At 40.3% G+C, this 22598-nt stretch carries 11 protein-coding genes; 10 read left to right on the forward strand and 1 reads right to left on the reverse strand.

The genetic code is table 11. The features are described from left to right. Positions 1-248: 248 nt before the first annotated feature. The 10 genes from BUA60_RS14015 (at position 249) to BUA60_RS14060 (ending at position 19274) form a co-directional block, all read left to right on the forward strand. The gene (locus BUA60_RS14015; RefSeq protein ID WP_072862653.1) at positions 249-2126 is read left to right on the forward strand and encodes a sodium:solute symporter family protein; all 1878 of its coding nucleotides are present in this window, start codon (positions 249-251) and stop codon (positions 2124-2126) included. 86 nt (positions 2127-2212) lie between these two features. Then, on the forward strand, positions 2213-3178 hold the full coding sequence (locus BUA60_RS14020; RefSeq protein ID WP_072862655.1) for a glycoside hydrolase family 130 protein: 966 nt from the start codon (positions 2213-2215) through the stop codon (positions 3176-3178). 56 nt (positions 3179-3234) lie between these two features. Beyond that, positions 3235-4302, forward strand: coding sequence for a carbohydrate-binding family 9-like protein (locus BUA60_RS14025; protein ID WP_072862656.1), 1068 nt, complete (start codon positions 3235-3237; stop codon positions 4300-4302). Positions 4303-4363: 61 nt separating this feature from the next. Then, positions 4364-6691 (forward strand): glycoside hydrolase family 20 protein, encoded by a 2328-nt coding sequence (locus tag BUA60_RS14030; RefSeq protein WP_072862758.1) that lies wholly within the window; start codon positions 4364-4366, stop codon positions 6689-6691. Positions 6692-7293: 602 nt separating this feature from the next. Further along, a complete protein-coding gene (locus BUA60_RS14035; RefSeq protein ID WP_072862658.1) occupies positions 7294-7677 on the forward strand; it encodes an endonuclease domain-containing protein in 384 nt (127 codons plus the stop codon). Between the two features lie 253 nt (positions 7678-7930). After that, entirely contained in the window at positions 7931-10171 is a 2241-nt protein-coding gene (locus BUA60_RS14040) for a GH92 family glycosyl hydrolase (RefSeq protein WP_072862660.1), read from the forward strand. Positions 10172-10189: 18 nt separating this feature from the next. Next, positions 10190-12433, forward strand: a complete 2244-nt coding sequence (locus BUA60_RS14045) for a DUF4838 domain-containing protein (protein ID WP_072862662.1) — start codon at positions 10190-10192, stop codon at positions 12431-12433. An 11-nt stretch (positions 12434-12444) separates the two neighbouring features. After that, positions 12445-13935 carry an alpha-L-fucosidase gene (locus BUA60_RS14050; protein ID WP_072862663.1) on the forward strand — a complete coding sequence of 497 codons (1491 nt, stop codon included), beginning with the start codon at positions 12445-12447 and terminating at the stop codon, positions 13933-13935. A gap of 394 nt (positions 13936-14329) precedes the next feature. After that, complete coding sequence (locus tag BUA60_RS14055) at positions 14330-17656, forward strand: SusC/RagA family TonB-linked outer membrane protein (RefSeq protein WP_072862665.1); 3327 nt, start codon at positions 14330-14332, stop codon at positions 17654-17656. A gap of 34 nt (positions 17657-17690) precedes the next feature. Further along, the gene (locus BUA60_RS14060) at positions 17691-19274 is read left to right on the forward strand and encodes a SusD/RagB family nutrient-binding outer membrane lipoprotein (protein ID WP_072862667.1); all 1584 of its coding nucleotides are present in this window, start codon (positions 17691-17693) and stop codon (positions 19272-19274) included. Positions 19275-19663: 389 nt separating this feature from the next. On the opposite strand, the gene BUA60_RS14065 is transcribed toward BUA60_RS14060, so the two are convergent. Beyond that, positions 19664-22546 carry a PVC-type heme-binding CxxCH protein gene (locus tag BUA60_RS14065; RefSeq protein ID WP_072862670.1) on the reverse strand — a complete coding sequence of 961 codons (2883 nt, stop codon included), beginning with the start codon at positions 22544-22546 and terminating at the stop codon, positions 19664-19666. Positions 22547-22598: the final 52 nt, after the last annotated feature.

Genomic DNA, 22598 nt, shown 5'->3' on the forward strand with positions numbered 1-22598 from the left:
TTTTATTCCATTTCCTGAAAAAAAAATCAAATATTTAATTCAGGTAAGTGGAATCTACTTGTTGGTTTTTGTTTATTTTATGAATAGCCCCTCAAGCCGACTTGAAAATTTGGGGAATTTATAAAAAAAAATAAGAGTTGTTGCCCATGGGATGAAAAAACACAGGGATGTGGTGTTTTTTAACCTTGAAAAATAAAAAAAAACACAGGTTGAAGAAGTTTTTGCTTCAACTCTAAAAATTAATTTGAATGGATGTAATTGATGTAGTAATTATTGTAGCCTATATAATTCTGACCCTCTTTGTGGGTATTTGGGTTTCAAAAAAGGCATCCCAAGGGTTAAAGTCTTATTTTTTGGGTGGGAACAACATAAAATGGTATTATTTGGGGCTAAGTAATGGTTCCGGTATGTTCGATGTTTCCGGTACTGCTTGGATGGTAGGAATTTTATTTCTGTACGGCGTTAAGAGTTTTATGTTCATGTGGCTATGGCCAATTTGGAACCAAATCTTTGTTATGATGTTTTTGGCCGTTTGGATCAGACGGTCCAATATTATGACCGGATCGGAATGGATACTTACGCGCTTTGGCGATGATAGGGCTGGACGGGCCTCCCATAGTATAGTGGCCGTATTTGCCATAGTTGCCGCCGTAGGATTTATTGCTTATTTTTTTGAAGGCGTTGGTAAGTTTTTGACTATTATTTTACCATGGGATATGGCTTTGCATATAGGGGAGATGGTTTTGTTGAACTCCGAACAGTCCTATGCCATGATCATCATATTTTTAACTACGATCTATACTGTAAAGGGAGGGATGTTCTCTGTGGTAGCTACAGAAGTACTGCAATATATCATCATGGTTATTGCCGGTGTACTTGTAGCTGGCTATGCCTTTTTTGCTTTTTCCGATGTAGAGATCAATTCGGTAATAAGCGCCGAATGGAAAAACGTATTTTTCGGTTGGGAATTGGGAACCCATTGGGACCAGGAATTTCAGGCATTTAATGATTTGATCGATTCCGAAGGTTATAAGATGTTCGGGGCCTTGATAGGGATGACCCTATTTAAAGGTTTCTTTGCCAGTATTGCCGGACCAACACCTAGTTATGATCTTCAGAGAATATTGTCTACCAGAACGGTCAAAGATGCCGCATATATGAGTGGGTTTACCAATTTGGTGTTGTTTATCCCTAGGTATTTGCTAATATCCGGTATCGTAGTCATTGCCTTGGTGGTATTAACTCCGGAGATGATCGCTAACCCTGGGCTAACGGGTGCAGAATTGGAGGTTCTTCTACCAAAAGTAATCAACTTTCATGTGCCTGTAGGAATAAAGGGCTTGTTGTTGGCGGGGTTGCTCGCAGCTTTTATGTCAACTTTCTCTGCCTTCGTGAATGCCGGCCCCGCTTATTTGGTCAATGATATTTACAAAAAATACTTTAAGCCGGAAGCATCGCACAAGCATTATATTAAAGTAAGTCATATAGCGTCGTTTTTGGTGGTGATTTTAGGTGTTATTATGGGGTTTTTCGCGGATTCCATCAATTCCCTAACACTTTGGATAACAAGTGCTCTTTTTGGGGGCTATGTTGCGGCCAATTTTTTAAAATGGATCTGGTGGCGATTTAACGGCTGGGGCTATTTTTGGGGTATGTTGTCCGGTTTGATTATTGCTTCCCTGCAATTTGTTTTGGATAACAACAAGGGCAATTTTACGGAGGGTAGTATGTTGTACGATCTTTCCCATGTACATGCCATTTATCTATTCCCTATTATTTTTGGGGTCTCCATGTTGGGTTCGTTTTTAGGAACCTATTTTAGCCCTGCAACAGACAAGGAAGTATTAAAATCCTTTTACAAAGATGTGAAACCTTGGGGTTGGTGGAATCCGATATATAAGGAATTGAAAGCAGAAGATCCCACCTTTGAAAAGAACAATGAGTTTTGGTTGGATATGATGAACTGTGCAATTGGAATTATATGGCAGTCCAGTATGATAGTGCTCCCCATTTATTTTATGATCAGGGATTACCCAAAAGCGATCATTGCATTGGTTGTTTTCGGCATCACTTCCACAATTTTAAAATTCACTTGGTTGGATAAGGTTAGGAAAATACCCAATTAGAATAAAATTGATATGCCCTTGATCAATTTTTGAATAATTTAAATTAGGGAAAAAAAGTTTAATTATAATATATAAATCAGAATAAAGTGAGGAACATTCCATGGCAAGAAAGGCCTGCCCATAGTGCAGATGTAGTTTGGAGATATACGGAGAATCCAGTGGTTAAGAGGGACGCAATCCCTTCTTCCAACAGTATTTTTAATAGTGCGGTAGTACCATTTCAAGATGGCTTTGCCGGGGTCTTCCGTTGTGATAACAAAGCGGTGCAAATGAATATTTTTGCCGGTTTTAGTAAGAATGGGATTGATTGGGATATTAATCATGAGCCAATTCAGTTTCAGGCCGGAAATACCGATATGATCGAATCTGACTATAAATATGATCCCAGGGTGGTATTTATTGAGGATAGGTATTGGATAACCTGGTGCAACGGATACAACGGTCCGACCATAGGTATAGGGTATACCTTCGATTTTAAGGAATTTTTTCAATGTGAAAACGCCTTTTTGCCCTTTAATAGGAATGGCGTATTATTTCCGGAGAAAATAGATGGTAAATATGCCATGTTGAGTCGCCCAAGTGATAATGGGCATACCCCATTTGGAGATATATACATTAGTTATAGCCCAGATATGAAATATTGGGGGGAACACCGTTGTGTAATGAAGGTGACCCCATTTGTGGATAGTGCGTGGCAGTGCACCAAAATTGGGGCAGGGCCAATTCCCATACTGACCGATGAGGGTTGGTTAACCTTTTATCATGGGGTCATAAATACCTGCAACGGATTTAGGTATTCCATGGGAGCGGCTATTTTGGACAAGGATCGTCCAGATCAGGTGCTATATAGGACCAAGCCTTATTTATTATCTCCACAGACCAATTATGAATGTGTGGGCGATGTGCCCAACGTAGTGTTTCCTTGTGCCGCACTGCATTCAATTGAAGAGGACAAGGTTGCCATTTATTATGGGGCGGCGGATACCGTTACCGGTTTGGCCTTTGGACGTATATCCGAAATTGTGAAATTCACGAAGGAGAATAGTTTGTAATCCGTGTTTTTTTGCAGGGCCGGTGCTTTAAAAATAGAAATTATAAAAATTAAAATATGAAGACCACTTTTTCCATCAAAATCAAAACCTGGTTATTGGCACTTTTACTATTATGCACTGGTTTTACCACACTAAGTAGTCAGGAGCAGGTACCTAGAAACTACATTGCTTTTAAGGCTAGTGAAACACTGGACATAGATGGGAAGGCGGATGATGCCTCTTGGCAAAAAGCACCTTGGTCACAGGATTATATCGATATCGAAGGAAAACTTATACCTGATTACAGGACCAGGATGAAAATGCTATGGGACAATGAGTACCTATATGTTTTTGCAGAAATGGAGGAGCCTCATGTATGGGCTACCTTAAAACAACGGGACACCGTTATTTTCTACAATAATGATTTTGAGATTTTTATAGACCCGGACGGGGATACCCACAATTATTATGAATATGAAATGAATGCCCATAATACACTTTGGGATTTGTTTTTGACCAAGCCGTATAGGAATCACGGAAAAGTAGTGGATAGTTGGGATATACAAGGGGTGAAATCGGCAGTAAGTATCGACGGAACCTTAAATGATTCCTCGGATACGGACAAAGGCTGGACGGTGGAAATAGCCATTCCATGGAAGGTGATCACGGAAGCCAGCAGTAACGGCCAAGTACCCGAAAACGATTTTTGGAGAATAAACTTCTCCAGGGTAAATTGGAAATTTGATCTAACGGATGGACGGTATTCCAGGAAAAAGGACGATAACGGCAAGTTTATGCCCGAATATAACTGGGTGTGGTCGCCTCAGGGAGTTATTAATATGCATGAACCCGAGCATTGGGGCTATGTATATTTTTCATCCGAAGAGGCCGGTGGAAAGGCCAATTTCACCATTCCTAAGGACGATTATATAAAATGGCACTTGTATTCCCTTTACAGGGGAGTTTTACAAGGGAAAAAGGACGCTGAAAAATTGGTGGAAATGCCCAAGACTATATTGGACAAGACTATTAAGCCAAATCTGGACAAGCACCGGTTTGGATATAATATTTGGGTAAAAAGTCCTTTTACGGGTAAAATATTGACTATCAAGGAAGATGGGGAATTTCGTAGTGTGGATAAATAAAAAAATGATATCGTAATACAAACTATAGGGCTGGCCAATGGAAATGAATAAAGGGAGTAAAATGGAAAAGACAATAATTCAAAGCTTTTTAGTGATTCTGCTAGTTATCCTGATGGGGTGTGGAGAGGAGAGCAAAACCATTTTTACGGAGAATGATATAAGTATTGTTCCCAAACCTTTGGAAATGAGATTTAACCAAGGGGCATTTAGGTTTACCAAGGAAACCAAATTGGTGGTGGATAAGGATAAAGCCCAAGTCCTAGAAGTATTGCAAAATAAATTTGTTTCGGCAGCCGGATGGAAATTGGAAGTGGTAGATACGGCGCCTAGTGGGAATTTTGTACTATTATCTATAGATCCGTCCTTGGCCGAGGAGGACTACAACCTACAGGTAACGGATGATCAGGTGATTATTAAGGCCCAAGGCTATAATGGATTCTTGTATGGTTTGGAAACCATTAGACAATTACTTCCAGTTGCTATAGAAAGTAAAAGCGTGGTTACCAATATTAATTGGGATATTCCCAATGTGGAAATAAAGGATAGTCCTCGTTTTAAATGGCGAGGTTTTATGTTGGATGTTTCCAGGCATTTTTTCGACAAGAACTATGTTTTGGCCACTATAGATCAATTGGCATTGCTGAAGATGAATACTCTTCATCTTCATTTGGTAGATGACCAAGGCTGGCGTATAGAAATAAAAAAATATCCAAAATTAACAGAAGTAGGTGGCTTTAGGGTGGACCAAGAAGATAAGCCTTGGAATGCTAGACCAACTCCTGATTTGGGGACTGAGACCACATATGGTGGATTTTATACCCAGGAAGATATTAGAGAAATTGTGGCTTATGCCGAGAGCAGGGGCGTAACTGTGGTTCCCGAAATTGAAATGCCCGCCCACGTAATGAGCGCTATAGCGGCTTACCCTGAATTATCATGTTTCCAAAATCCGATCATGGTACCTTCCGGTGGCGTATGGCCCATCACTGAAATATATTGTGCTGGGAAGGATTCAACTTTCGAGTTTTTGGAGAACGTTTTATTGGAGGTGATGGAATTGTTTCCCTCACAATACATTCATGTAGGTGGTGATGAGGCTACCAAGACCAATTGGAAAATATGTCCTGATTGCAAAAAAAGAGTGGTAAAAGAAGGCTTCGCCAATGTTGAGGAACTTCAGAGCTACTTTATTCAACGCATGGAACGTTTTTTAAGCTCCCAGGGAAGAATTTTATTGGGTTGGGATGAAATATTGGAAGGTGGCTTGGCTCCAGGCGCAACCGTTATGAGTTGGCGTGGGGTAAAAGGTGGCTTGGAGGCCTCCGAAGCTGGTCATGATGTAGTGATGACTCCTAATTCGCATTGTTATTTTGACTATTACCAAGGGGACCAAGATGCAGAGCCCTTGGCTTGGGGTGGTAATTTACCGCTTAGTAAGGTCTATCATTTTGATCCTGTGGTTGAGGGGATGAGTGAGGAACAGGCCAAGCATGTTTTGGGAGGTCAGGCTAATTTATGGACGGAATACGTCCCGACCAATGACCAGGCGGAGTATATGACCTATCCGCGTTTGGCCGCCTTGGCAGAAGCTGTTTGGAGTAGTAAGGATAATAGAAATTGGGACGATTTTTCAAACAGGGTAAGCAGTCTTTTTGAGAGATATGGGATTATGGGGGTCAATTATGCCAAAAGTGCCTATCAGGTAACTACTGAGACTTCGGTCAATACTGAAAACGCAGTTATTTCAATCGCCCTTAAGTCTGAATTCCCCAATGCGGATATTCGCTATACTATAGATGATAGGGATATTACTTCGGCTTCTGAAAAGTACACTACTCCTATAAATGTTAAAAATACGACTACCATTAAGGCTCAAGTTTTTAAAGAAGATCAACCTATTGGTGCCTTATATGAAAAAACGATCACCTATCATAAAGCTGTGGGGAAACCTGTAAACTATATCAATAAATATCACGACAGTTATCAGGGAGCCAAAGAATTTGGGATGGTGAATGTAGTTCGTGGTTCCAAAAATTTTCACGACGGACAATGGCAAGGATGGTTGGGTGATGATATGGAATTGGTGATCGATATGGAGTCTCCTACGGAAATGGAAAAGATATCTGTTGGTGCTTTGGAAAATCAAGGTTCTGGGATCTACTTTCCAATTCAAGTGGAAGTTTTCCTTTCGGATGATGGCAAAACATTCAGAAGTGCAGGAATCGTAAAACGGGATTATGCGGCAAACAATGATTCGGAATTAAAGGATTTTTTAATCGAAACAGAGAGACAAACCGCTAGATACATTAAGGTAAAGGCAACAAATTTAGGAACTCCGCCTACAGGAGGTGGCTCTTGGATGTTTATAGATGAGGTAGTCGTGGAATAATTGGAAAGCTGGGGAAACATACTTTTAGCCTTCCACAGAAAACACACCCCTAACCCCTCTCAAGAGGGGAATGTTAGCGGTTATTAAAATATGAGTCGTATTCAATTAGGAGTAGTATTTTGGAAGTAGAGATTTATTCCTTGGTTCAATATTTATGTTAGAAATAATTGTAAGAAGGATGTTTTATTGTGAGGATAAATTTTGTTATCGGGGCATTGAGAACTCCCCTTTTCAGAGGGGAATTTTGACGGTTATCAAAATATGAGTCGTATTCATTTAGGACTAGTATTTTGGAAGTGGAGATATTTCTTGGTTCAATATTTATGTGAGAAATAATTGTAAGAAATATGTTTGGTTAAGAGCATAAATTTATTGATAAGGGTACAGAAACTCCCTTCTTGATAAGGGAATGTTGACGGTTATCGAAATATGAGTCGTATTCAGTTAGGAGTAGTATTTTGGAAGTAGAGATATTTCTTGGTTCAATATTTATGTTAGAAGTAATTGTAAGAAGGATGTTTTATTGTGCGGATAAATTTTGTTATTGGGGCATTGAGAACTCCCCTCTTGAGAGGGGCTGGGGGTGTGTAAAAAGATAAGCAATGAAAAGAAGAAAAATCATTCCTTATAACCCTAAATTGAAAGAATTAGCTCGTGATTTGCGCAATAATAGTACGAAAGCAGAAATAATACTATGGTTAAAGTTGAAATCAAAACAGATGTATGGTTACGATTTTCATCGTCAGAAACCTATAGACAATTATATTTTGGATTTCTTTTGCCAGGAACTTATGTTGGGTATTGAAGTTGACGGTTATTCACACGGTATAGTAGAAGTTTATGATAAGGATATAGTAAAAGAGGAGAAGATGAATTACTTGGGTATTGGAATTTTACGTTTTACCGATGACCAAAAATTGAGGGATATGGACAATGTGTTGAGGGCAATTGAATCATATATCCAGGATTATGAAGAAAAATCATAAAAACATCTAATCCCTCTGTCGAAAAAGTGTGGCAGTCCTCTGTAGAGGAGAATTAATGTTGATTGGATCAATCGCTTTGGATTTGTTTTCCAATGCTTGAATAATAATAAAAGGAAAGTCTGAAAAACTAAGGTTTTCTTTTCAACGGTTTAATATAATTTAAGGAGGATTCGTAGACTCCACAATTGATGCGGGGTGTGTAAATTTAAGATTGAAGTACACTCAATGCAAACATAAATAGCAAAGAACAACTATGGGTTTACAACATAAAATAGTATTGATACTGATAGCATTCACCCTTGGCGTTTATGGTCAAAAGCAACCGGTAGATTATGTGAACCCCCTAATAGGGACTTCAAATTTCGGGACCACCAATCCAGGGCCTATTGCCGTAAGGGGTATGGTTAGTGTGTCGCCGTTTAATGTGGCGGGCCCTAAAAATTTACCTTTGGAAAAAGACAGTCGATGGTTGTCAACGCCATATGTACAGGAGAACACTTTTCTAACCGGATTTAGTCACGTTAACCTTAGCGGGGTAGGTTGTCCGGAACTGGGGGTAATCTTGGCCATGCCCACCACTGGTGATCTTGAAGTTGATTATCTACAATATGGTACCTCCTATTCCAATGAGGTATCTAAAGTAGGATACTATTCCAATACCTTGGATGATTACAATATAAAGGTAGAGGCCACGGCTACGACCAGAGTAGGGGTGAGCAAATTTTTCTTTCCGAAAGGGGATGCCAATATTCTTATAAATCTAGGCTTGGGACTTACCAATGAACAAGGAGCCACTGTAAAGGTAGTTTCACCAACGGAAATTGAAGGGGTTCGTTCTGTTGGTTCGTTTTGCTATTATAAACCAGAGGAAGCCTATCCGGTATATTTTGTAGCACGATTCTCTAAGCCGGCAGACGAATTTGGGGTTTGGAAAAAGCCGACCACCTATAAAGGTGCCGAGGCGGAATGGATGGGCTATAACGGAAAGACCAGAATAATGCCCGGATATGCCATGGAAGTGGTGGGCGATAGTATAGGTAGCTATATGCGTTATAATTTCAAAGAGCCTACGGTAGTGGAAATGAAAGTTGGAATTTCCTATGTCAGCATTGAAAACGCACGTGAAAATCTTGAAAAGGAAACATCAACGCGGAGTTTTGACCAAATTTTGGCAGAGTCCAAGGAGAATTGGAACGGATATTTGTCCAAAATTGAGGTAGAAGGAGGTTTTGAAGAGGATAAAATCAAGTTTTATACGGCCCTGTACCACACTTTAATACACCCCAGTACCCTAAATGATTATAATGGGGATTATCCTAAAATGAGAACCAGGGAAACTTTAAGGACCCAAGATACTAGATATACCGTGTTTTCCTTATGGGATACGTATCGCAATTTGCATCAACTTATGAGTTTGGTTTATCCAAGACAACAATCCGATATGGTAAAAAGTATGCTTCAAATTTATGATGAAAGTGGGTGGTTGCCGAAATGGGAGTTGAATGCCACGGAAACCACCACTATGGTTGGGGATCCGGCCGGTATTGTTATCGCTGATACCTATTTGAAGGGTATAAAGGATTTTGATGTGGAAAAGGCCTATATGGCAATGGTCAAAAGTGCAGATCAGCTTGAGGATAACCCTCTTCGCCCTGGACTAAAGGATTATTTGGAAAAGGGGTATCTGACCACGAAAACAACCAATAGTGGATCGGTATCTACTACCCAGGAGTACAATATTTCAGATTATGCCATAGCCCAATTGGCCAAGGCCTTAGGCAAGAAGAAAGATTACCAGCGCTTCTCCAAGAGGTCTATTTCTTATAGGAATCTTTTCGACAAGGAATTTAATCTTTTAAGACCTAAAAATGACGATGGATCATGGTTGAGCCCCTATAACCCGGAAGCCGGGGCCAACTTCGTAAAAAATCTAGGATTTATAGAAGGCAATGCCTGGCAGTATTCATTTATGGTTACCCATGACGCCAAAGGTCTTATGCAACTAATGGGCGGGTCAAAACCATTTGTGAATAGATTGCAGGATGTCTTTGATAAGGGGCATTTTGATATGGCCAATGAACCGGATATCGCCTACCCGTATTTATTCAATTATGTAAAAGGAGAGGAAAGACGGGCCCAGCAAATGGTTTCGGAATTACTTGATACGTATTATAAAAATTCTCCAGATGGACTACCTGGAAATGACGATACGGGTACTATGTCCGCTTGGGCCGTTTTTTCAATGATGGGGATATATCCCGTAAGTCCTTCAAATCCAATTTATACCATAACAACACCCAGGTTTAATAAGATAACCATACATTTGGATAGTGATTATTACCAACAGGAAAAAATTACTATAATTTCAAACTTTTCGGAGCAGAATCGGTTTATTGAAAATATTAAGATAGAGGGGAAACCGCACAAGGGATATTTTATAAGTCATGATGAATTGGTAAACGGCAAAACTTTGGAGTTGAAATTGAACAAATAGGTCAAAATTGCATCTGGAATGAAAATGTTAAAGGCAAATATCAAAACCCTAAGTTTCTTATTAATATTATGGATTTCTTCCTCTTGTAATAGGGATGGAATTGAACTTGTTCATGAGGGCCAGTCCAATTATGAAATTGTAATTATGGGTCGTGCTACCGAAAGTCAGCATGAATCTGCCGAGATATTGCAACGATATCTATATGAAATAAGTGGGGCCAAACTGGGAATAGTTGAAGAGGCCTCGCAGACAGGTGAAAAGCAAAAAGTTTATTTGGGTATAGATTACGAAAGGCATTTGGAGGCAGATGGGATATCCATTAGGACCTTGGATAAAAACCTTTTATTATCCGGCGGGTCCGATAAGGCTACCAAATATGCTGTATATGAATTTCTGGAACGCTATTTAAATTGTAGGTGGTATGCCCCCAAAGTTGAAAAAATACCTGTTTCCAAAACTATTGATCTTCCTGCTTTGGATTATGTATATACCCCAGATATTACTACTAGAACGGTACATTCAAGATTGTTTTATGATAACCCTGACTATGCGGAACAGCAGAAGGTAACCCATGAATCCTTCCCTACCTATGTCCCCAGTGCCAGGGTACATACGTTCCACAAGTTTTTGCCCGAAGAAAAATTCTACAAATCCAATCCGGAATATTATGCCTTAAGGGGAGACCAAAGGCTGCCTACCCAATTGTGCTTGACCAATCCTGATGTTTTGGCCATTGTTAAGGATTCGGTAGCTTCTTTGTTCAAACAATATCCCCAGTCGCAGGTTATATCTGTAAGTCAGGATGATAATCAGCAGCATTGCCAGTGCGACAATTGTAGTAAAATAGATAAGGAAGAGGGTAGTGCGTCTGGCTCTATGATACGATTTGTAAATGAAGTGGCGGCTGATTTTCCAGATAAAACGATTTCTACCTTGGCCTATCAATATACAAGAAAGCCTTGTAAGACCAAGCCATTGGAAAATGTTTTGATTACACTTACTTCTATAGAATGCGACAGAAGTGCACCTATTACCGAAAAATGTGCGGATTTTGCAAACGATTTAATTGGATGGGGTAAATTGACCCAGAACATTAGGATTTGGGATTATACAACCCAGTTTACCAATTTTTTTGCTCCCTTTCCCAATATCCATACACTACAGCCCAATATTCTATTGTTTAGGGAAAACAATGCCAAGTGGGTATTTGAACAGCACAGTAACAATCCTAGTGAACTTTTTGAGCTTAGGTCCTATATTACTGCAAAACTGCTTTGGAATCCGGATCAAAACCTGGATGCCCTGTTAACGGATTTTACCAGTGGTTATTACGAAGAGGCAGGCATTTATATAAAAGAGTACATAGATGAAATTCATGCCAAGTTAAAGGAGGACAAAGATTTTTTTCTATTTCTCTACGGTGATCCGTCAGAGGCATTTTCATCCTATTTAAGTCCGGACTTACTTTCTAAATATTCCCAATTATTTGATGATGCGGAAAAGGCAGTGGCCAAAAAGCCAGAAATCTTGTCACGTGTAAAAGTGGCGCGCTTGGGGGTAGATATAGCAGAACTGGAGGCCAGTAGGAAGAATATTAACGACAGATATAGACTTTTGATTCCCAATGAGGAAGGTAAAAAAATAATAAATCCACTGGTAACCACATTACTGGACAATTTTAAGGCAATCAGTGCCAAGAACAATATTACCTTAATGAATGAAATGGGTTTTACCGTAACGGAGTATTTGGCAAATTACATGTCCGCACTGGAAGTAATAAGAATGCCCAACGTTGCCATGGGTAAAAAAGTGGTCACCATTACGAAACCAAAAAAATACGCTAAGGAGGATCCCTTGGCGCTTACGGATGGGGCCTTGGGAGGAAGTAGCTTTTATGCCAACTGGTTGGGGTATGAGGGCAATGATATGGAGGTAGTGGTAGATTTAGGTGAACCTATGAATATTAGTACTATTTCCCTGGCTTTTTTGCAGGTTACCAATCACATCGTCTTTTTTCCTGAGAAAGTTACCTATTCCGGTTCCTTGGATAACCAGCATTTTGAAAATTTTGGGACCATTAATAATCCCTTTCCATTGACCAAGGAAAGCAAGGTTAACGATATTCAATTTTTTAAATTGGATTTTGATAAAAGGAATGCACAATATATTAAAGTTCAGGCCAAAAATACAAATACACCTTATTGGCATCATGCAGCAGGCTTGCCTTCCTGGCTTTTTGCGGATGAAATAATAATTAATTAAATCCCTTATAAATGAATATTATAAAAAACAGATTAAGATCTCTTTTGTTGGCAGTAACATTGGCCTTTGTTTGTCAGTTAATAACCGCACAGGCCATCTATGAGGACGAGAGGTATGTTCCCGAGACCGATCCCTTGGTTCTGGAAAAATTGGAAGAATGGCAGGATATGAAATTTGGTCTTCTCATGCATTGGGGGACTTATAGTCAGTGGGGAATTGTGGAATCATGGTCACTATGTCCCGAAGAATATGGTTGGTGCGAGCGGACCAAGGGCTCCAATCCCAGTGATTACAATACGTATAAAAAAGAATATGAAGGTTTGCAGAAGACCTTCAACCCTGTGAAATTTGACCCGGATAAATGGGCCAAGGCGGCAAAGAATGCCGGAATGAAGTACGTGGTATTCACCACCAAGCACCATGATGGCTTTTCTATGTTCGATTCCAAATACACGGATTACAAAATTACGGATCCAAAAACCCCTTTCTCAACCAACCCTAAAGCCAATATCACCAAGGAAATTTTCAATTCCTTTAGGGAACAGGGATTATGGGCCGGAGCCTATTTTTCAAAACCAGATTGGAATACCCCTACCTATTGGGATCCCTATTATCCTCCTAGGGACAGAAATGTTAATTACGAACCTGAGGCAAATCCCGAAAAGTGGCAGTCGTACATCGACTTTACCCACAATCAAATATTGGAACTACTAACAGATTACGGTAAGGTGGATATCTTGTGGTTGGATGGTGGCTGGGTGGCCAAAACGCCAAAATCCGAGATTACCAATTGGTATGAGCAGCAACTGGTAAACAATGACAACGGATATCTTAAGAACCGTATAGTTAATCAGGACATAAAGATGGACGAATTAGTGGTCAAGGCCCGGGAAAAACAGCCTGGATTAATTGTGGTGGACCGTGCCGTTCACGGTAAAAATCAAAATTATTTGACCCCGGAAAATAGGGTGCCGGAAAAGCCCCTTCCTTATCCTTGGGAGTCTTGTATTATAGCTGGCGGTGGTTGGTCCTATTCTTTTAATGCCCAATATATGTCCGGACGTGAGGCAATCCATACCTTGGTGGATATAGTGGCCAAGGGAGGAAACTTGTTGTTGAATGTAGCTCCGAGCCCAGAAGGGGAGTGGGATGAAGGGGCGTACAGATTGTTGAATGAAATTGGGGATTGGATGTCGGTAAACAAAGAGGCCATATACGGCACACGATCTTTGGCCCCGTTTAAGTTTAACAACGTATGTGTTACCGCCAAACCTGATGGCGCAGTGTACCTCACCTATCTAGTAGAAAAAGGGCAAACATCCCTGCCTTCAGAAATAGTGTTTCCCGATTATATTCCTTCAAGAGGTGCCAAGGCTCAACTTTTGGGAGGTAAACAAAAGTTAAAATGGACCCAAAAAGACGAAGGTATGGCTATTCAGCTTCCTAAGGATTTGTGGGGTAAATTGCTAGAGACCGAGGCATTTGTTATTAGAATTAAATAAGGAATTATACCATATGGGGAATTTCGAAATGAATTCACTAGATATAATTTTTTTGCTTTTAAAATGTAAAGGAATGCCTTTCATAAAAGACAAACGGCCTAAATAGAACAGCATTTTGTTCCTCTTGTAATTAACATATTTTATCATAAACTAATCATAATTTGCCCTGTCACCCTGATAGTATTCATAACTATCAGGGTGTTTTTTTACCTAAAAATCAAATTATCGTTCAGTTTCTCTACTAAAACGTTTTCGATAATACGTCATTAGGCTTTCGGCAATTGTCATTAGTCGAATTAATTTCTCCACCTAGACTGGAAAATCAAAATTTAGTAATTATTTAACATAAGGGTAACTCCCTTAACATCTAATTAACTAACTAAAAATTATTAGTATGATTAAAAAATTTCATTACTATTTATTGCTGGCCTCATTTCTCGTTGTACAGGGAATGACGGCGCAGAACAAAACGGTTACCGGTACAGTATCCGATGATTTGGGCACCCCGCTACCAGGTGTCAATGTTGTGGAGAAAGGTACATCCAATGGTACTTCCACAGATTTTGATGGTAATTACTCATTAAATGTAGGGAACAATGCTACATTGGTTTTTTCTTCTTTGGGATTTACCAAAAAGGAAATAGCAGTGGGAGCACAGACTACGATTAAAGTTGTTCTTGAAGAGGATGCGGAACAATTAGGGGAAGTTGTTGTGACAGGTTTGGGTATTACCAGGGAAAAGAAGGCCCTTGGTTATGCTACTGCAACTATTAGCGCAGAAGCTTTGACCGAAACAGCAACACCTAACTTTGCAACTGCATTGTATGGGAAAGCTCCTGGGGTTAGTATAAATACTACTCCTGGTGGATCTACCAGTGCCTCCAACATTACTATAAGGGGTTTCGCTTCCATTACAGGTAGGAGTCAGCCATTGATTATTATGGATGGTGTGCCTATTAGGGATGGTGAAGTTTCCAATAATAACTATTGGGGAGACCAACGCCTCAGAGGTAATGGTCTATTGGATATTAACCCTGAGGATATAGATAACATTTCCATTCTTAAAGGAGCATCTGCTGCTGCACTATATGGTTCTGAAGCGGTAAATGGTGTGGTTTTGATCACTACCAAAAGTGGTAAGAACAAGAAGAAAGGAATGTCAGTGGATATGAGTTCATCCTATAGCTTTGACAAAGTGGCTTATCTTCCAAGATACCAAACGGTGAGGGGACCAGGTGCTCCTTTGAACGTTTCTGATGGTGGACAGGATGCCGACGGTTTTATATATCATGATACGGATGGTGATGGTATAGCGGAAACTAGAGGTGTATTGGGGTATAGTATCAACTTTGGACCAAAATTTGACGGTCAGCCAACTATTGGTTGGGATGGGGTTGTAAGACCTTATGAGGCTCAGGATGACCGCTATGGTGGTTTGTTCAACACTGCGCACAATACAAGTGTTAACATGTCCATTACGAATGTTACCGATAACTCCAATTTAAGATTTTCATATACCCGTCAGGATAACCAAGGTATCAGTATTGGTGCTGAGGAAGAAAAGAATGTATTCAATTTAAATGCCACCTTTAAATGGGCAGATAATATGTCTACGGACGTAATTGTAAACTATGTGAATCAGTCCGTATACAACAGACCTTATTCTGTGGATCGATTGATGAATAACTTTACTGGGATGATGTCCCCTTGGGATAGTGCCGATTGGTATTTGGCCAATTACAAAACTAGCAAAGGCTATCGTTATGTTACTGGAACAAACCAAAGTTTAACTCCTGAAGAAAACATTATTTATCCTGGATTTAAGGGAGATATCGCAAACTTCGTATGGAGCGTAAAGGAGAATCGTTTGGAAGAGCAAAGCAATAGGATCATAGGAACTATTACCAATAATTGGGATATAGCTACCGGTCTTAATTTAAGAGGTAGGATTTCTACGGATTTCACCAACAGAAATTCAGAAGGTAGTAGTACTACAACAATACCTTTGGCTTTTGGTAATTCTGGAGGATTTAGTATGAACAACGATAGTTATAATTCATTGTACGGAGAATTATTGTTAAGATATGAAACTCCAATTACAACCGACTTAACCCTGGCGATGATGGCGGGTTACAACGCTACCAAACAATCTGAATCTCACCTAGGCAGATCAACCAATGGAGGATTGAGTGTTGAAAACTGGTTTGACATATCTGCTTCTGTAAACACTCCTAATTCCAGTAGCAGCCGTAACTCTATCGTAAAAGATGCATTTTTAGCTACTGCCAACCTTGATTATAAGGGATACTTTTTTGTAGAAGGTACCGTACGTAGGGATAAGACCTCTACTATGAACCCAAACAACAATAGTTTTGTTTATCCTTCAGTAAACTCCAGTTTTGTGCTTTCAGAGGCATTTGACTTGCCTCTCTTTATGAATTATTTTAAAGTTCGTGGATCTTGGGGTATCGTGGGTAATTACCCTGATATCTATGGAGCAAACATCGCCTATAACCAGAATACTTTAGGTTCTCAAGGCGGTAACCCAGTGCTTTATACTACTATTCCTTCCAGTTTTGGTAATGACGGAATTAGACCGGAAGAGAAGCATGAGTATGAATTTGGTATGGAACTTAAATTTTTCCAGGGTAGGTTAGGTCTTGATGCCTCATATTACAATGCACAAATTGTAGATCAGATCTTGCCATTGACACTTCCAAATAGTTCTGGAGCAAGTTCTGTGCTTACCAATATAGGTACGCTTAGAAACCAAGGATATGAATTTGCGGTGACCGGTACACCCATAGATACAGGCTCTTTTAGGTGGGATGCAATCGTAAACTTTGCCAAGAACAACAACAAGGTTGAGAAACTGGCCCCTGGACTTGATGAATTATTGCATGCAGATTATGATGGAAATGCTGCTCAATTGAAGTCGTTGGTAGGTCAACCAATGGGTGATCTTTATGCCCACCCAGTAGCCACAGATGCACAGGGAAGAAAAATTGTGGATCCCAATGGATTGTACAAAGTGGATGCCGATAATATGGAAAAATTCGGTAACGCCATGCCAAAATGGACTGGTGGTGTTATGAACTCCTTTAGCTATAAGAACATTACCTTGGATGCGCTTGTGGATTTCCGTATAGGTGGGCATGTAATGCCAACTGCACTTAACTGGATGACCAGCCGTGGTCTTACCGAAGAGAGTTTAAACTATATGGATACAGAACATGGTGGACTTAGCTATTATGAGGATGCCAGTGGTACCAGAATTCAGACAACTCCTGGAGCTACTGCAGGTCCTGGAGGAGAAGTAGTTTATCATGATGGTATTTTATTGGACGGGGTTACCAATGATGGTCAGCCTAACGACCAAATAGCTTCTGCTGCGGATTACTACTGGACTGTTTACAACTGGGGTGGACCTCAATATAGTCCAAATACCCGTTATGAACTATACATTAAAGAGAATACCTACTTTAAGATGAGAGAGTTGTCCATTGGCTATAAAATGCCAAGAAAAGTAATTGATAGGATAGGTCTTAGTAAATTGCAGTTCTCTGTATTCGGTAGAAACTTGTTCTATATATATAGAACAATCAAAGATATGGATGGGGAACAGACTACAGCAGGTTCTAGATGGTTCCAAAATGTTAATAATGTTGGTACCAACCCTTCAACTCGTTCTTTCGGTCTAATGGTAAGAGCTAGTTTATAATAATATAAATAAGAATTATATAAAAAGATATTTCATGAAAAAATTATCGATAATACTCGGTATTGTTATGGCCACGGCCATCAGCGGTTGTACTGAGGCAGATTTTAGCGAGAATTACGCAAACCCTTCAAAGGTATCGACAGCAACAGTAGAGAAGCAATTTGCTGGAATGTTGGTTGCCAATAGGGAGTATGTACTTCCTGCCTACTGGAACTATTTCGTAGTGCTTAGAACTACTTTAACACGTTACACCCAGGCAGTAGGTTGGGTAAATACTTCCAACCAATATGTTCCCGGTGAAGCCGGAATTGGAGGTCGTTGGGGTAATTACTATGATTTCTTGGCCCAATACAGGGAATTGGAGAAGATTTACAATAACCTTTCTCCAGAGGATCAAGCAGATTTAAGGGTCTATATGCTTACGGCTACAATTTACCTTTATGATCATACCCAAAGGGTAGTTGACCTACATGGTGATATTCCATTTTCGGAAGCGGGACGCTTAAGCCAAAATGGAGGGGATTATTTAAATTCATTACCTACATATGATACTGCAGAAAGTATCTATACTACTATGTTGGATGGTTTAAAAGCCTTTTCTGATGAATTGAACAGTATCAATGTTAGTGCAGGAATCATGGTAGGGTTTAAGACCCAGGATTTTGTTAACGGAGGTGATTTAAGTGTTTGGAAAAAGTACTGTAATTCCTTAAGGTTGAGAATGTTGACCAGAGTTTCCGGTGTTTCTGAATTTCAATCCAGAGCGCAATCAGAAATTGCTACCATCTTGGCCAATCCAGGACAGTATCCTTTAGTTGAGGCAAATTCCGAAAATATTCAGATCGATGTTGTTAGTTTGGATACTCCAATAAACTCCAAAGGTTTCAGAAGTGGATTGGAAGACTGGGATGGTAACTTGGCAGGTAAGGCCATGATAGATCATATGTTGGACAATACCGATCCTAGAATTAGAGCTATGTACGAGCCAGGTGAAAACGCTGGTGGTGCGTATTTAGGTTTGGACCCATTGCTTGACGAAAATGACCAAACATCTTTAGTAGCTACTGGTACCTTGTCAAGATACAACCGTTCTACTTTAAGTAGAAACGAGTATTTCCCTGGACTTTTGTTTACAGCTGCCGAAGTAAGTCTACTTAAAGCTGAATATTATTTGAATGCCAGCAATGATGCCATGGCTCAAGCTAGTTATGAGGATGCTATTGAAAAATCAACGGAATTCTACTATGATCTTCGTGATTTGAGTGCCGATGGTACTGCAATAGATCTTGTACCTACCAATGACACTGAAATTCAGGCTTATATTGACAGTGCAGATGTAAATTGGGACAATGCCACTACGGATGATGAGAAATTGTCCTTGATCGCAACCCAAAAATGGATACACTTTAGTGTGCTTCAATTGCCAGATAGCTGGGCGGAACAAAGAAGGTTGAATTTACCTGAATTTTCATTCCAGGTAGATAATGCCAACGAACAAACATTACCACCTAGCCGTTGGATCTATCCCAATAGTGAGCGTGTTTACAACACTGATAATTATAATACTGTTAGCGGTGAGGATAATTTGACCACCAAAATATTCTGGGACGTTAATTAAGGAATTGAGTTAGTTTTAATTTTGTTACCTCAAAAGCCCGATACGGTTACTGTATCGGGCTTTTACTTTTAAGTATTTATTAAAACTAAGTTTGGCTGTAAGTGGATGCCAAATCTGGTCCTCAAGATCTGAAACCTCCAATTTTTTCTCCATAATAATATGCATTAACCCGGCCTGGTATAGGTCTGCTACTGCTGCGTTTTTGGAAATAAAAAACCATTTAAGGATTTATTTTAATAATTTTCTGAGGTTTTGCCTTCGGTAAAAGTTGAAATAATCGTACTGAAGTATATCCAAAGTCAACAGGGGACTTGTCTACAAGTAACATTAATTTCCATTCCCATTATTTATTATTATAAATTAGGGGTTCTTTGGATGCCATTGGTTGCTTATTGTTCGCTTAAAAGCGTTTCAATTAGTGCTATTTGTGGTTTATTTTCCTCGGATGGCCTAGCTTGTAATTGGTCACTGAATTTCTGTAATAATTTCTTGGAGGCTACTGTTTTTAATGCTGCGATCCTTTGAAGCGTATAGGTTAAAATATTCGGAATCTGTGCTTTTTCCGCCAATTCTAGGGAACGCTCAGGGTCCAGGGGAATCAAGGGTTCGGTGGCGTACCATAACATTAAGGGGAGATTGTGGTCCGCTAAATCCTCCGATTTTTGAACCAGTGCTTCCAACACGTCCCATCTATCTATGGGAGACAGACGAAGCATTCCTGAAGCGAGGTAAAGCCTTACCAAAGGTGATGGGTCTGTTTTGGCCATGTTGACAAACTTCTCAAGAGTGGTTGAAGAGATTGTCTTATCCTCGCAAAGTAATTGTATGGCCCAACTTCTAAGATATTCATTGTTGTGACCCAATAAATCGTTTAGCTCCTTTTCATTAAGCCCCTGGGTAACGTGTAAGGTCCATAGCGCTCTTAACTTTCTAGTTATGTCCGGATTAGTGGCTAGAATATCTTTAAGGGCGGTGTGTACTTCAAAGTTTCCGCCCCGCTCCTGTAAAATGGTCCTGGCCTGCCTCACATAAAATTCGTTGGGGTGTAATTGATAATTTACCAATTCCAATTCCGATGCTTGGGTTAAATCGACCCGAACCCATTGATCATTTTCATGGCTAATCTTAAAGATGCGTCCCAAGGTTTTGTCATGAACGTCCGGGTTGGAACTGTGGCATTGGTTCTGATCATACCAATCAATAGCGAATACCGATCCACTGGGATCGTATTTAAAGTTGAGCCATTGCGACCAAGAATCGTTCATGGCCAAAAAATCCTGATTATGGGAACCAATATATCCAGAACCTGATCTGGTAAGTTGGTCATTGTTTAGCTTGGAACCATTAATATTATTCATAAAAATGGTATTGTGATATTTTTTGGGCCAGGTATTTCCTCCCAAATAAATCATGGCGCCTGCATGGGCATGGCCACCACCAGCTGCCGCTGATCTAAAATTACCGGCATGTGGACCGCGATCGCCGAGCCAATGTACATGGTCCCCTATAGTTTTAATATCATCATAGGTATATGGATTAAAATGATTCCCTGCCTGTCTTTGGTAGCGTGCCCCTTGAATTACGTGATAGAGATGTGGTATTACACAGACGGTGATAAATGGATGTCCGTAATCATTAAAATCGATGCCCCAAGGATTGCTGCTGCCTTCGGCAAACACTTCAAACTTATGCCTCGTTGGGTGATAGCGCCATACTCCGGCGTTGATTTTTGTCCTTTGCTTATCGGTAGCACCTGGCTTACCTACATTGGAATGGGTAAAAACTCCCTGTACTCCGTATAACCATCCATCGGGGCCCCAACGCAGATTATTTAAAACCTCATGTGTATCGTCCAATCCCCAACCATCCAATAATTTTTGTGGGGGTCCTGAAGGCTTATCCTTATCTGCATCAATTGGAATATATAGCAGATACGGGGCTGCGCCTAACCATACACCTCCCATGCCCACTTCTATTCCGCTAACCAAATTAAGGCCTTCTGTGAAAACTTTTCTTTTGTCCAATCTTCCATCGCCGTTGGTATCTTCAAAAATCAGAATACGATCTTTTCCTTGGCCTTCAGGGGCAGGGGTAGGATAGGTGTGTCCCTCAACGACCCATATGCGGCCCTTGGGGTCTATAGTGAAGCTTATTGGCCGTACCACCTCTGGTTCAGAGGCTGCCAATGTAATAGTAAAGTCTTTGGGCAATGTCATGGCCTTTGCAGCCTCCAAGCCGGAGAGCCCACAATTTAAAATGGGGTCCAATGGTGGGAGGACAATGATATCGCTTTGATTTAGTTCATTGGGAAAGTAAGGTCGGGTAGGGTAGAACCGGAAATCATCAAAATTAATATGGGCCCATTTGTCATCCTTGATATAGGGTATTTGTGAAATACCGGTTTCATGGTCGATAATTCGGATATATATTTCTTGTTTTAAATAGGGGGATAGATTGGCTACCACAGGTTGAAGGGTTGCCCTGCCTTGTCCCGTAGAGCTGAAAATGACTTCCTGTGTTTTATTGAGCACCAACTCCACACGTGTATCTGCCAAGGCACCACCGGACACCTTAAAGGAGGCATATGGGTGGGTGACCTTAAAGGGAACAGAACTCAGTGTACCTGTAAGTTTGTAGTTCGTGTTACCACCACTACTTAGGAAATAGTCGCCATCAAAGGAAATTAGTGCATCGGCTTCGTGCACTGGCGATGGGTCCTTGTTGTAGAACGGGCTCTTAAATGCGTCTCCCGTAGCTTTCCAATCCTGCAGGGAACCGGCTTCAAATCCTAAATTGAGTGGTTTTCCATTTTTGCTGGGTATGACCCCGGTTATGATGTTTCCAGATATATCGCCTTCAACGACCTCAAAATTACCCACCATACCTGCTGCCCTATGGCCAGGCACCGTACAAAAATAGGTGTCGGAATATTGGGCAATAAAGCTTATACTAGTACTTGAACCTTTTTCCAACAGAGTACCACTTTTTATTCCCAATTTTTCCATGGCTATATCGTGGGTCATGGTTTCACCATTGGTAATGGTAATGTTTACACGGTCTCCTTTATTTGCCCTTAATGTTGGATTTCGAGTTCCATCTTTGGCAAAATACCCCAACATGGTAGCTTCCAGATAGTAATCTCGGTCTACGATAGTAGTTTCCGGAACCGTATCTGCTGTTTCTTCCTTTTTTGACTTTGTTCCGCAGCCTACTAAAACGAATAATAGTATTGGAACAATATAGGTTCGGGGTAGTAAATGAAAATTGGTCATGAGGTAAAAGTTTTGGTTGGTTTAGTTGGTAATGTTGGTTTGGTTATTATGT

Origin of the sequence: Arenibacter palladensis, assembly GCF_900129275.1 — a bacterium.
Taxonomy (GTDB): Bacteria; Bacteroidota; Bacteroidia; order Flavobacteriales; family Flavobacteriaceae; genus Arenibacter; species Arenibacter palladensis.

Excerpts from the sequence above, each read along its gene's own strand:
- BUA60_RS14065 (WP_072862670.1), bottom strand. The coding sequence starts at position 22,546 with ATGACCAATTTTCATTTACTACCCCGAACCTATATTGTTCCAATACTA.
- BUA60_RS14040 (WP_072862660.1), top strand. The coding sequence starts at position 7,931 with ATGGGTTTACAACATAAAATAGTATTGATACTGATAGCATTCACCCTT.
- BUA60_RS14055 (WP_072862665.1), top strand. The coding sequence starts at position 14,330 with ATGATTAAAAAATTTCATTACTATTTATTGCTGGCCTCATTTCTCGTT.
- BUA60_RS14030 (WP_072862758.1), top strand. The coding sequence starts at position 4,364 with ATGGAAAAGACAATAATTCAAAGCTTTTTAGTGATTCTGCTAGTTATC.
- BUA60_RS14060 (WP_072862667.1), top strand. The coding sequence starts at position 17,691 with ATGAAAAAATTATCGATAATACTCGGTATTGTTATGGCCACGGCCATC.
- BUA60_RS14045 (WP_072862662.1), top strand. The coding sequence starts at position 10,190 with ATGAAAATGTTAAAGGCAAATATCAAAACCCTAAGTTTCTTATTAATA.
- BUA60_RS14025 (WP_072862656.1), top strand. The coding sequence starts at position 3,235 with ATGAAGACCACTTTTTCCATCAAAATCAAAACCTGGTTATTGGCACTT.
- BUA60_RS14050 (WP_072862663.1), top strand. The coding sequence starts at position 12,445 with ATGAATATTATAAAAAACAGATTAAGATCTCTTTTGTTGGCAGTAACA.
- BUA60_RS14035 (WP_072862658.1), top strand. The coding sequence starts at position 7,294 with ATGAAAAGAAGAAAAATCATTCCTTATAACCCTAAATTGAAAGAATTA.
- BUA60_RS14015 (WP_072862653.1), top strand. The coding sequence starts at position 249 with ATGGATGTAATTGATGTAGTAATTATTGTAGCCTATATAATTCTGACC.